Source organism: Bradyrhizobium sp. AZCC 2230, from assembly GCF_036924495.1.
GTDB classification, from domain to species: domain Bacteria; phylum Pseudomonadota; class Alphaproteobacteria; order Rhizobiales; family Xanthobacteraceae; genus Bradyrhizobium; species Bradyrhizobium rifense.
In genome coordinates this window covers 5,041,175-5,052,857 of the sequence record NZ_JAZHRS010000001.1, presented here as the reverse complement: position 1 = coordinate 5,052,857, position 11,683 = coordinate 5,041,175, and the positions used below count along the sequence as shown (strand labels likewise).

The 11,683-nt window shown below is 63.9% G+C and carries 11 protein-coding genes; 6 read left to right on the top strand and 5 right to left on the bottom strand.

Annotated elements, in window-relative coordinates:
- Positions 1 to 37 precede the first annotated feature (37 nt).
- Positions 38 to 1,498, top strand: coding sequence for a glycerol-3-phosphate dehydrogenase (locus V1280_RS24240; protein WP_334529829.1), 1,461 nt, complete (start codon positions 38 to 40; stop codon positions 1,496 to 1,498).
- Here the strand turns inward: V1280_RS24240 and V1280_RS24235 are convergent.
- Positions 1,495 to 1,797 (bottom strand): type II toxin-antitoxin system RelE/ParE family toxin, encoded by a 303-nt coding sequence (locus V1280_RS24235; protein WP_334529826.1) that lies wholly within the window; start codon positions 1,795 to 1,797, stop codon positions 1,495 to 1,497. The two genes, V1280_RS24240 and V1280_RS24235, sit on opposite strands and share 4 nt — an antisense overlap.
- On the bottom strand, positions 1,794 to 2,024 hold the full coding sequence (locus V1280_RS24230; RefSeq protein ID WP_334529823.1) for a hypothetical protein: 231 nt from the start codon (positions 2,022 to 2,024) through the stop codon (positions 1,794 to 1,796). Before V1280_RS24230 ends, V1280_RS24235 begins: the two co-directional genes overlap by 4 nt.
- A 123-nt stretch (positions 2,025 to 2,147) precedes the next feature.
- On the opposite strand from V1280_RS24230, the gene V1280_RS24225 reads away from it, so the two are divergent.
- The 5 genes from V1280_RS24225 (at position 2,148) to V1280_RS24205 (ending at position 8,223) form a co-directional block, all read left to right on the top strand.
- Positions 2,148 to 3,317, top strand: a complete 1,170-nt coding sequence (locus V1280_RS24225; protein ID WP_334529820.1) for an ABC transporter ATP-binding protein — start codon at positions 2,148 to 2,150, stop codon at positions 3,315 to 3,317.
- Positions 3,314 to 4,225, top strand: a complete 912-nt coding sequence (locus V1280_RS24220; protein WP_334529817.1) for an ABC transporter permease — start codon at positions 3,314 to 3,316, stop codon at positions 4,223 to 4,225. The genes V1280_RS24225 and V1280_RS24220 overlap by 4 nt, the downstream gene beginning before the upstream one ends.
- 1 nt (position 4,226) lies before the next feature.
- Positions 4,227 to 5,039, top strand: a complete 813-nt coding sequence (locus V1280_RS24215) for an ABC transporter permease subunit (protein ID WP_334529814.1) — start codon at positions 4,227 to 4,229, stop codon at positions 5,037 to 5,039.
- A 156-nt stretch (positions 5,040 to 5,195) separates the two neighbouring features.
- Positions 5,196 to 6,179 carry a TRAP transporter substrate-binding protein gene (locus tag V1280_RS24210; protein WP_442895155.1) on the top strand — a complete coding sequence of 328 codons (984 nt, stop codon included), beginning with the start codon at positions 5,196 to 5,198 and terminating at the stop codon, positions 6,177 to 6,179.
- A gap of 16 nt (positions 6,180 to 6,195) precedes the next feature.
- On the top strand, positions 6,196 to 8,223 hold the full coding sequence (locus V1280_RS24205; RefSeq protein ID WP_334529811.1) for a methyl-accepting chemotaxis protein: 2,028 nt from the start codon (positions 6,196 to 6,198) through the stop codon (positions 8,221 to 8,223).
- A 51-nt stretch (positions 8,224 to 8,274) separates the two neighbouring features.
- On the opposite strand, the gene V1280_RS24200 is transcribed toward V1280_RS24205, so the two are convergent.
- From V1280_RS24200 to V1280_RS24190, 3 genes are all read right to left on the bottom strand, one after another.
- Positions 8,275 to 9,126: a carbohydrate ABC transporter permease gene (locus tag V1280_RS24200; protein WP_334529808.1), complete on the bottom strand. Its 852-nt coding sequence runs from the start codon at positions 9,124 to 9,126 to the stop codon at positions 8,275 to 8,277.
- Positions 9,123 to 9,995 carry a carbohydrate ABC transporter permease gene (locus V1280_RS24195; RefSeq protein ID WP_148771954.1) on the bottom strand — a complete coding sequence of 291 codons (873 nt, stop codon included), beginning with the start codon at positions 9,993 to 9,995 and terminating at the stop codon, positions 9,123 to 9,125. The genes V1280_RS24200 and V1280_RS24195 overlap by 4 nt, the downstream gene beginning before the upstream one ends.
- Positions 9,996 to 10,166: 171 nt before the next feature.
- A complete protein-coding gene (locus V1280_RS24190) occupies positions 10,167 to 11,552 on the bottom strand; it encodes an ABC transporter substrate-binding protein (RefSeq protein ID WP_334529804.1) in 1,386 nt (461 codons plus the stop codon).
- Positions 11,553 to 11,683: the final 131 nt, after the last annotated feature.

Sequence of the window (11,683 nt, the reverse complement as noted above, 5' to 3'; positions counted from 1 at the left end):
GTGTTGGGCACTTACCTCGCTCCCTCTCGACGGCTTCATGGCGGATTACGACCTCGCGATCATCGGTGGCGGCCTGAACGGCGTCAGCCTCGCGCGTGATGCGGCCGGCCGGGGCTTAAGGGTCATCCTGATCGAGCAGGGCGATCTCGCCGGCGCCGCGTCATCGGCGACACCGCGGCTGATTCATGGCGATTTATCCGTGCTGGAGCGGCGTGGCTTCTGGCGGGTGCGCCGGGCGTTGGCCGAGCGTACGACCTGGCTCCGGATCGCGCCGCATCTGGTACGGCCGATGAGCTTTGTGATCCCCGCCCATTCGGAAGAACGTCCGCCATGGCTGCTGCGTGCAGGACTATATGTTTATGACGCCCTCACGAACCGCGGCGGCCTGCCCAGGTCGACCACGCTCGACATCACGCATCATCCGGTCGGCAACGCGCTGAAACGGCCGTTCGGCATTGCGTTCGAATATGCCGATTGCGTCGTCGACGATTCGCGCCTGGTGGTGCTCACAGCGCTGGATGCCGCCGAGCGTGGCGCCGCGATCCGGACCGGGGCGCGTTGCGTGCGCGCCGACAGGACCGACATCTGGCGGCTCGCGCTGGTCGACCGCGGACATCGCCGGGTGATCACGGCACGTGCGCTGGCCAATGCCACCGGCGGCTGGACGTCGATGGTTGCCGAGACCGTGCTGCGGCAGCCGCAGCCGGCGATGGCGGCCACACAGATGAGCCAGATCGTCGTGCCCAAACTGTTCGAGTCCGACAATGTCTACGTGTTCCAGAACAGCGACGGGCGGCTGATTTTTGCCGGCCCGTTCGAGCGTGATTTCACGCTGGTCGGCACGGTCACGCATGATTTCACCGGCGATCCCGCAATCGTCGCGATGTCAGGCGCCGATGTCAGCTATCTCTGCGAGGCCGCGAGCCGCTATTTCCGCGAGCGCGTCGCCCCGACCGACGTGGTGCGCACGGTCTCCGGCGTCAATTTGACGCCGGCGTCCGCGCGGCCACGCGACGGCACGACGCTGTTCCACGCGCGCCGGCGCAAGGCGCCGCTGCTCACGATGTTCGGTGGCGACGTCACCACCTCGCGGCTGCGCGCGGAGCGGGCAGTGACGCGCCTGACGCCGTTCTATCCGATGTCGCCGCGCTGGACCGCGGGCGCAGCATTGCCCGGCGGAGATTTCGCCTGGGATCGTTTCGAGACCGAGATCGACCTCGCGCGCCACCGCTGGCGCTTTCTCAGCGAGACGCAGGCCCGGCGCCTGGTTGCGGCCTACGGCTCGCGATTGCCAGCCGTGCTGGGCGAGGCGAAGACGCGCGACGAGCTGGGACCGGCCTTCGGTCCCGACCTGACCGGCGCCGAGGTGCGCTATCTCATGACCCGCGAATGGGCACGCTTCCCGGACGACATCCTGTGGCGCCGTTCCAAGCTCGGCCTGACCATGCCGGCGGCTGATCGTGACGCGCTGGCAGCGTTCATGGCGGGTGTGAGCTAGGCGGAATCACGTTTTCCCGGCATCCCGCCGGGATCGCGGGCACCAGGGCGGATGGCGTGGATGACGATTTCCTGACTCCCAATCTCGTAGAAGACCAGAAACGGGTAGGGCGTTGTGGTCAACCTCCGGACATCTGGATCGTCGGTCCGGAGGCCGATCTCGGGATGGGTCAGCAGCAGGCTGATCACGTCCTGGATACGCTTCTGGACGCGCACAGCTCCTTTCGGAGACGACGCCGAAATGTAGGTCAGGATAGAATCGAGATCGGCCAGCGCCGGAAGCGTGTAGCGAATCTTCACAGGCCGTGTTTGGCCCAAGTCGCCCGGACCTGAGCCTCGGTCGCGAATTCGCCTCGTACTGCGGCCTCCTTGGATGCGGCAATCGCCGATCGCTCATCCTCCGAGAGAATGACGGGAGAGGCTGCTTCCGCGCCGGCAAGCTGCAGGACGATCCGGGCAATGTCGTCCTGTGCGTCCGCAGGCAGACTGCGCGCGATCTCCAGGGCCCGATCCAGCAACTTGGTCATGTCCGTGACTATACGCCTTTTGGGACCTTGCATGAAGGCCCATTTGGAACGATCCGTCTCGAACCGGTTGAGCAAATGCCGATCCGCCGCTAGCGTGCGGCGGCATTGGGGTTGGCAGGGATCATGACTGACGAGTTGCCCAGGACGGACGCCGCGGCCCATGCGGCTGGAGATGCGCATCCGGCCGCTGGTGAGCCGCTGCTGCGCATCGAGGGCGTGGCCAAGACGTTCGGGACCTTTCGTGCGGTCGACGGCGTATCGCTTGATATCAAGGCGGGCGAGTTCTTTGCGTTGCTCGGTCCGAGCGGCTGCGGCAAGACCACGCTGCTGCGCATGCTCGCGGGCTTCGAGGCGCCAAACGAGGGACGCATCCTGCTCGGCGGCAAGGATATCGCGCAGGCGCTGCCGCACGAGCGCCCGATCAACATGATGTTCCAGAACTACGCGCTGTTTCCGCATCTCTCGGTCCGTGACAACATCGCCTTTGGCCTCAAGCGTGCCGGCATGGCACGTGCCGACATCGCAACGCGCGTCGCGGAGATGGTTGCGCTGGTGAAGCTCGACGGGCTGGAGAAGCGCAAGCCCGATCAGCTCTCCGGCGGTCAGCGGCAGCGCGTCGCACTGGCCCGCGCGCTGGCGCGTCGGCCGCAGCTTCTGCTGCTCGACGAGCCGCTCGCGGCCCTCGACAAGAAATTGCGCGAAAATACGCAAGGCGAGCTGATGGAGCTGCAGCGCCGGCTCGGCATGACCTTCATCATCGTCACCCACGACCAGGAAGAGGCGATGACGATGGCTGATAGAATCGGCGTGATGAACGCCGGCAAGCTCGCCCAGGTCGCTGGCCCCCGCGAGCTCTACGAGGCGCCGCGCTCGCGCTGGATCGCGGAGTTCGTCGGCGACATCAATCTGTTCGACGCCGAGTCCAAATTGCGCGACGGTCATCGCCTGGTCGTTGGCACGCGCGATGCGGGCACGCTGGTGGTGGCCGAGCCGCGCCAGCCCGTCGGCGAGAGCAGGTTTTCGGTCGCGATCCGCCCCGAGAAGGTCAAGCTGTCGCGTCGCGGTCCCGTGAGCGAGGCCGGCCATGAAAACGCGATCAACCGGCTGGATGGCGTGATCGCCGACATCTGCTATCTCGGCGGCACCACCACCTACAAGGTGAAGCTCGATACCGGCGGCATCGTGCAGGCGTCCGTCGCCAACAGCGCGCGCCTCGATGTCGATGCCTATAGCCTGAACCAGCAAATCGTCGCCTGGTTCACGCCGGATGATTGCGTGGTGCTGTCGTCATGAGCGCGCGCCGGATTTTCGCGCGACCGGCGCGCTTTGCCGCGATCGCACCCTATGTCTGGATGGTGCTGTTCTTCCTGGTGCCGTTCGGCTTCGTGCTGAAGATCAGCCTGTCGCAGACGGCGATCGCGCAGCCGCCTTACGAGCCGGTGTTCGACCTGACGGCCGGGTGGACCGCGATCCGGGCGGGCTTTGCCGCGCTGGGACTCGACAATTTCAGGCTGCTCGCCTCAGACGACCTTTATGTGTTCGCCTATTTGCGCAGCCTCACCGTTGCGGTGACGGCGACCGCGTTGCTGCTGCTCATCGGCTATCCCATCGCCTACGGCATGGCGCGGCTGCCGCAGCGCTGGCAGGCGGTGGCGATGGTGCTGGTGATCGTGCCGTTCTGGACCTCGTTCCTGATCCGCATCTATGCCTGGATCAACATCCTGCAGCATGACGGCCTGCTCAATCAGATCCTGCTGGCGCTGCATCTGGTTAGCCAGCCGGTGGTGTGGCTGTCCACCGACACCGCGATGTATATCGGCATCGTCTATTCCTATCTGCCGTTCATGATCCTGCCGCTCTACGCCACGCTCGCCAAGATGGAGCCGGCGCTGGAGGAGGCGGCCGGTGATCTCGGCGCGCCGCCGTGGCAGGTGTTCTGGCTGGTGACTTTCCCGCTGTCGCTGCCGGGCGTCGGCGCCGGCGTACTATTGTGCTTCATCCCGATCGTCGGCGAGTTCGTGATCCCGGATCTTCTCGCCGGCTCCAACTCGCTGATGATCGGCCAGACGCTGTGGCTCGAATTCTTCACCAACAAGGATTGGCCGGTTGCCTCGAGCGCGGCGATCGTGCTGCTCGTGGTGCTGCTGCTGCCGCTTCTGCTCTACGAGCGGCTGCAGCGGCGGCAGCTGGAGGAACGGTGAGATGCGCAAAGTCTCCCGTCTGTCCCGCTTCAACATCGCTTCGCTCGCGCTGGGCCTCACCTTCCTCTATCTGCCGATCCTTATTCTCGTCATCTATTCCTTCAACGCCTCGCGGCTGGTGACGGTGTGGGGCGGCTGGTCGCTGCGCTGGTATTACGAGTTCTTCGGCGACCGCGCCATGATCGAGGCGTCCTGGATGAGCCTGCGGGTCGCGGTTGCGTCCGCGACCATCGCCACGCTGATCGGTACGCTGGCCGCGGTGGCGCTGGCGCGCGGCGAGCGCTTTCGCGGCCGTACCCTGTTCTCCGGCATGCTCTATGCGCCGCTGGTGATGCCGGAGGTGATCACGGGACTGTCGCTGCTGCTGCTGTTCGTGGCGCTGAACGCCGAGCGCGGCTTCTGGACGGTAACGATCGCACATACCACGCTGACGATGTGCTTCGTCGCCGTCGTCGTGCAGTCGCGCCTCGGCTCGCTCGACCGGTCGCTTGAGGAGGCGGCGATGGACCTCGGCTGCGCTCCCGTCCGCGCCTTTCTGTCGGTGACACTGCCGCTGATCGCGCCGGCGATCGTCGCCGGATGGATGCTCGCCTTCACCCTCTCGCTCGACGACCTCGTGATTGCGAGCTTCACCACGGGGCCAGGCTCGGCGACGCTGCCGATCCGGATCTATTCCGAGGTGCGACTGGGGGTGAAGCCCGAGATCAATGCGATCTGCACGCTGGTGATCGCCCTGATCGGGGTCGTCATCATCATCGCCTCGCTCGCTTCAAAGCTGTCGAGCTCGCAGGGCGAGAGCGCGGCGCCGCTGTGATCCGGAGGTCGTCATGACGTTCGCCTATCAGATCCTGATCCATACGCCGCGGCCGTTCCGAGAGCTGACTTGTGGTGTTTGGGCACCGCCTGGAATCTAAGTTAACAATTCATATAGCTTATCTCGCTATCGTCGCCTCGCTTGGGGATGAGGGCGATGAAGCGACTCTATTTTGGTGTGGCCAGCACTGCGCTGGCATTGTTTTGTCTTGCCGTTCGGCCGTCGGCTGGCGCGACGCAGATGGTGTCGCTGGTGTACAACGGCTCGCCACAGTCGCCGCAGCAGATTGGCTCGGACGAATTTCGCCGCAAGCTCGCCGAGATCGCGCAGGGCCGTATCATCCTCGATGAACGCGCCGGCAACGCCATGGGAAGCGAGACGGCACTCCTGGCCGCAATGCGCAGCGGTGTGGTCGACATGGCGACGCTGTCTGGCTCGGTCGTCAGCTCCGCCGTTCCGGAATTCGGCGTGTTCGACGTTCCGTTCCTGTTCCGAGATGCCGCGCAAGCCAAGGCGGTTGCGGATGGGCCGGTTGGTGCCCTGTTCGCCAAGCATTTCGCCGACAAGGGATTGGTCCTGCTCGCGATCGGCAAGCAGGGCTTTCGCAATGTCACCAATTCGAAGCGACCGATTCATTCGCCTGCCGATCTCCAGGGGTTGAAGATCCGCGTCCTGCCGAACGAAGTCTATCAGATGACCTTCAAGGCGATGGGCGCCGAGGTCGTGCCGATGGAGTTCACGCTGGTGTATTCCGCGCTGAAGGACGGCCGCATCGACGGGCAGGAGAACCCGGTCGCTACGATTGCCGCCAGCCATCTCGAGGAAGTGCAGAAATATGCCAGCCTGACCGGGCATTTCTTTGCCCCGATCGCCTTCGTCGCCAATCGCGATGTGTTCCAGAGCCTCAAACCCGCCGACCAGGCCGCCATCATTGCCGCAGCCAAGGCCGGCGCGGAGGCGACCTGGCAGAGCGGCGCCGCGGACGAGACGAAGAAGCTCGAGGAGCTGCGCAAGGGCGGCATGGAGATCATCGAGAAGGTCGATCGCCAGCCCTTCATCGATGCCGTGAAGCCATTGGAGCCGGAATTCGAGAAGCGCTTCGGCAAGGATCTGCTCGCCCGGATCCGGGCTACGCCGTAATTCTCCGGGAAACATCATGAACCTGACATTGCTTCTGTCGCGCATCGGCATCCGCCCACGCATCTTCGGCGGCTTCGCGCTGGTCCTGGGTTTCCTCTGCGTGTTGGCCCTGCTCGCCGTGCTGCGGTTGTCCGAGATCGGTGGCACCGTCGGAGAACTCGTCACCAGCGCCGACGGTGATGCCGGCATGGCAAGGGTGCATGCCGCGCTGCTCTCGTCCAACGTCACCGTCGAGAAATTCATCCGCACGCGCAATCTCGGCGATCGCGACAGCGCGATGAAGGCGATCGACGGCTTTGGCCAGACCTTTGATCAGGTCGACCAGCAATTCGCTCGCCTGCCGGCGATTGCCGCTGGCCGAGGCGCGCTGGTGGATGCGCTCGGGACCTATCGGAAATCCTTCACGGCGGTTGCCGCTGCCGTCGATCGTTTGCGCATTGCGAGCACCAAGGGCGAGGCGCTCGGTGCCTCGGCAGGCCTCGACGTCGGTGCGATCAATGTGACAATCGCGAACCACGCTGAGCGTCTGCTCCAGCCGCTGCGTCTCGCCGGCACGGTGGATGCGATGCGCGTCGCGATGCTGCGTTTCACCATCACCCAGGCTCAGGTCGATGCCGACGACGTTTCGCTGACGATCGGCTATGCGCTGGCCGCGATTGCCGACAGTGAGGCAGAGATCGCCGATGTCGAGGCGCCGCGACTGAAGAGTCTGATTGCGGCCTTGAAGAAGGTGCTGGCCGATCAATCGGCGACGCTGACGGAGCTTTCCGCCGCAATGGGCGAGCTGCGCAAGGCCCAAGCCGATCTCGTCAAATCCAGCGGTGCGATCGACGCCAAGGCGGCCGAGATCAGCAAGGCACTCGGTGCGATGCGCACCGAGCAGAGCCGGTTGACGGCGGAATCGGTCGATCAGACGCGCAATCTCGTGTTCACCGTTGCCGCATCCGCGCTCGCCTTGGGCGCACTGTTGGCCTGGCTGATCGGGCGCAGCGTGTCGCGGCCAATCGGCCAGATGACCCTGCGCATGCAGAGCCTTGCGAAGGGCGAGCTCGATGAGGCGATCCCGGGCGGCGAGCGCGGCGACGAAATTGGCCATATGGCTGAAGCGGTCGAAGTGTTCCGCCAGAACGCGCAGACCGTTCGGCGCATGGAGCAGGGCGCTGCCGCGCAGCGCGCCGCAGCCGAGACAGAACGTGCATCGATGATGGCTCAGCTTGCCGATCGCTTCGATAGCGGCATGGAGGGCGTTATTGGCGGCGTTTCGAGCCGTGCCGAGGAGATGGGGCATAGCGCCCAGAGTCTCGCCCGCGTCGCCGAGCGCGGCCGCTCGCTCGCCGAGCAGGTCGCCGCGACATCGGCTCAGGCGTCCTCGAATGTGCAGACCGTTGCGGCCGCGACGCATCAACTCGCCGCCTCGATCAAGGAGATTTCGAGCCAGGTCGCGCGCTCGGTATCGGTCTCGGACCAGGCCAAGGAAGAAGCGTCCCGCACCGAAGCGCTGATGCGTGCGCTGTCGGATTCCGCCGAGCGGATCGGTACGGTGGTTCAGCTGATCCAGGCGATCGCGAGCCAGACCAATCTCCTGGCTCTCAATGCCACGATCGAGTCGGCGCGCGCCGGCGATGCAGGCAAGGGTTTTGCGGTGGTCGCAAACGAGGTGAAGAGCCTCGCAACCCAGACCGCGCGCGCCACTGAGGAGATCGCCGGCCTCGTCGCCGAGATCCAGGGCTCGACCGGACAGTCCGTCGCCGCGATCGGTCAGATCGGGAAAACCATAGCCGAGATGACGGAGATCGCGACCACGATTGCCTCCGCCGTCGAGGAGCAGGGCGCCGCGACCAGCGAGATCGCTCGCAATGTCGAGCAGGCCGCGAACGGCACGGCGGCCGTGACCGACCAGGTCGGCGCGGTTCGTACCGTGGCTGGAGAGACCGACGCCGGTGCCGAAGCCACGCTCTCAGCGGCCTCGGCATTGCAGGATCAAGCGCGGGCGCTCAAGAAAGCTGTCGCGGAGTTTCTGCAGACTGTACGCAAGGCGGCCTGACGGCGTCTTGCGCGCTGCGGTCCTTCGTCGGGTGCAGCGCGCAGACGATGTTCAGGACTTGACGGCGCCCGCTGTCAGCCCGCCCACCATGTAGCGGCGGAAGGCGTAATAGACCGCGGCCGGCGGCAGCGCGTAGATGAAGCCGGTGGTCATCAGCAGCTCCCAGGGCGAGTCGTCGGCGGCGAGGAAGTTGCCGAGTGCGACGGGGAGCGTGATCTCGCGGTCGTTCGAGAGCAGCAGGAACGCGTAGAGATATTCGTTCCAGGCGAGCAGCACCGCATATGTGCCGATCGCGACCAGCGAGGGCATCATCAGCGGCAGATAGACCAGGCGGAAGATCTGCAGCGTCGTCGCGCCGTCCATCACCGCGGCTTCGTCCAGCTCGACCGGCAGCTTGTCGGAGGCCTGCTTCAGCACCCAGATCGCGTAGGGGCTGGCGATCGTCACCATCGCCAGGATCAGCGCCCAGTGATTGTTGAGCAGGCCGTAATTGCCCATGGTCCGGTACATCGGCACCGCAAGGAACGCTGCCGGAATGAAATAGGTGAACAGCGCGAGGTTCAGCACCATGCGTCCGCCCGGCACCTTTAGCCGCGAGATCGAGAACGCCGCGGCGGTCGCGATGAACAGCGTCAGCACGCCGACTGCCGCTGCGATCAGCGTCGAATTCCAGAACTGCGCGTAGAAGTCGCGCAGGAAATAATGCTGCTGCTTGAACACGATCTCGAAGTTGTGCAGCGTCGGATGGTCCGGCCACAGCTTGCCCGAGAACGCGTCTTCCTTCGGGGAGATCGCGAACAGGAACATGTGGTAGATCGGGATCATCGTCCACAGGAAGACGGGAATGCCGATCAGGAGCAGCCGCGCTTCCGTCGCGACGTCACGGAGAGAGGGAAGCTTCATCGCGACAACCGTTTCATCATGAAGTACACGAGCGGCAGGACGAACGGCATCGCGCAGACGATGGAGGCCATCGCGAGCGAGAGTTGGTCGAGCCGGAGATAGCGAATGCCGAGCGTCGACAGCACGTGCGTGAGGTCGGCCGGGCCACCGCCGGTGAGCAGATAGACGCTGTTGAAATCGCCGAGCGTCCAGATCATCGAGAGCAGCGTGCAGGTGATGTAGAGCGTCTGCATCGACGGCCAGGTGATGAAGCGGAATTTCTGCCACCAGCTCGCGCCGTCGACCTCGGCGGCCTCGAACAGGTCCTGTGCGATCGCAAGGCGGCCGGTGATCAGGATCAGCGTCCAGAACGGCAGCGATTTCCAGATGTGCACGCCGATTGCCATGGTCAGCGCCACGGTCGGGTCGTTCAGCCAGTTCGGGCCGTCATCGCCGGTCAAAGAAAAAATGAGGTGGTTGACCACGCCCCATTCGGGATTGAACATGAAGCGCACCGACAGGATGGTCGGGATCGACGGCACCGCCCAGGGCAGGATGAAGATCACCGAGAGCCATTTGATCCAGGTGCGCTGCTGCGCGAAGAAGCCGGACAGGAACAGCGCGATCAGCATCTTGATGTTGATGCCGATGACCAGGAAGATCAGCGTGTTGACCGCGGCGCGCGCGAAGATCGGGTCGTTATAGAGCGCGACATAATTCGACGGGGCTCGCGCCAGCCACAGCCCGTAGCAGACGGGATAGACGACGAAGGCGAGAAAAACGAGCAGATAGGGTGCGAGCAGCACGATGCCCCAGACTTGCGCCGGGGTCAGCCGCGGCGACAAGGGCGGTGAAGGGATCGCATGATCGTCAGAGAGCGTGATCGCCATTCTTTTTGGACTCTTCTCAATCTTTCACCTCTCCCCGCTTGCGGGGAGAGGTCGGATCGCCTTCGGGCGATCCGGGTGAGGGGGTACAGGACTCACCACAAGTATAGCTCGTGGATAGAGCCCCTCACCCCAACCCTCTCCCCGTAAGAACGGGGAGAGGGAGGGATACAGTTAGCCTGCAACCTGCTTGATGCGGACGATCATCTCGTCGACGGCCTTGTCGACGGGGACCTTCTCGCTGACGACCCGGTTCATCGCCTTGGCCCAGATGTTCTCGTTGTTGAGGATCGTGAACTTCCAGTTCTTGGTGAAGTCGAACGGCGCGGTACCGCCGGTGAACTGGGTATAGACCGCCTTGCGGTGCCGGTCGGCCTGCCAGAACGGGCTGGCCTGGCTTTCCTTGGTCACCGGGAACCAGCGGCCGAGCGCGCCTTCGATATACGGGCGGACGTTCTCTTCCTGGAGCAGGAAGCTGATGAACTGCTTGCCCTCGGCCTTGTTCTTGGCGCCGGCAAAGATCAGCCCGGTCTTGACGTCGGAGCGGTAACGGATGGTCGAGCCGTCCGGCGCCTTCGGGAAGGACGCGGTGATGATGTCCTGCTCATAGGCCTTCTTGCCGGCGTCGCGCTGCTCTTGGGTGAGCGCCTGGTTCTGCGAATCCTCGAACCACTTTGCGGCGATCGAGATCGTGAAATTGTGGGTCATCACGATCGTCTTGTTGTGGAAGGCGACGTTGTTGTCCGGATCCTTCCAGGTCGTGGAGGAGGGTGGGGTGCAGCCCTTGATGTAAGTGTCGGTGTAGTCCTTCATCGCCTTGATCAGGTTCTCGCGAACCTTGGGGTCGTCGACCAGCAGCTTGCCGTCGTCGTCGACCAGCTTGACGTGGTAGGCGTCCATGAAGGTGTAGAAGGATTGGAAGGCGTCGGTGGATTCCACGCCCATCGGCTGGCCGACGCCGTAGATGCGCTGACCGGTGGCCTTGCGGATCGCCGACTGTACCTTGTCGCACCAGAACGTCCAGTAGCCTTCCCAGTCGGTCGGGATGTCGGCGACCTTGAAGCCTGCCTTCTCGAGCATGTCGTTCCAGATCTCGACATGCATGCTCTGCTGCTTCAGCGGGAAGCCATAATAGGCCTTCTTCTTGGTGACGTCGTTGTAGAGGATCGACGCGTCCAGCGTATTCTGCACGAACCGATCCTTGATCGGCTCCATGACATCGGACAGATCCTCGAGTTTGCCCTCGTAGGCCCACTTGCCCTGAACCTGCACGTCATAGCTGTCGGAATAGGCAACGTCGGGGACGGTACCTGCATCAAGAGCCGCGACCGTCTTCGGAATCATATCCTGGATCGCATACTGCGACAATTCGACCTTGATGCCGGTCTTGGCTTCAAATTTCTTGATCGTATCGATGAGCGAGTCATCTTCGGATCGGTAGAATCCCTTGACCCACCAGACCGTGATGGTCTTCTGCTGGGCAAACGCGGGTGCAGCGGCTGCAAACAGCCCGACCGCAGCGACCGCCAGTGTGACTGCGCCAATAACCTTGGATTTCACGTTTTTCTCCCTCAAGCCGCCGGTGTTTTAACCGGTCGGATAAAACACTAGCGCATGGCCGCTATCCGATCTAGCGGCATGTTGTCAGACCTAGGTCGAGGGGTATCGGGCTAAAGGAGATGCTTAACGCG

Coding starts and splice junctions, on each gene's coding strand:
- V1280_RS24240 (WP_334529829.1), top strand. CDS start 38: ATGGCGGATTACGACCTCGCGATCATCGGTGGCGGCCTGAACGGCGTC.
- V1280_RS24230 (WP_334529823.1), bottom strand. CDS start 2,024: ATGACCAAGTTGCTGGATCGGGCCCTGGAGATCGCGCGCAGTCTGCCT.
- V1280_RS24225 (WP_334529820.1), top strand. CDS start 2,148: ATGACTGACGAGTTGCCCAGGACGGACGCCGCGGCCCATGCGGCTGGA.
- V1280_RS24220 (WP_334529817.1), top strand. CDS start 3,314: ATGAGCGCGCGCCGGATTTTCGCGCGACCGGCGCGCTTTGCCGCGATC.
- V1280_RS24215 (WP_334529814.1), top strand. CDS start 4,227: ATGCGCAAAGTCTCCCGTCTGTCCCGCTTCAACATCGCTTCGCTCGCG.
- V1280_RS24210 (WP_442895155.1), top strand. CDS start 5,196: ATGAAGCGACTCTATTTTGGTGTGGCCAGCACTGCGCTGGCATTGTTT.
- V1280_RS24205 (WP_334529811.1), top strand. CDS start 6,196: ATGAACCTGACATTGCTTCTGTCGCGCATCGGCATCCGCCCACGCATC.
- V1280_RS24200 (WP_334529808.1), bottom strand. CDS start 9,126: ATGAAGCTTCCCTCTCTCCGTGACGTCGCGACGGAAGCGCGGCTGCTC.
- V1280_RS24195 (WP_148771954.1), bottom strand. CDS start 9,995: ATGGCGATCACGCTCTCTGACGATCATGCGATCCCTTCACCGCCCTTG.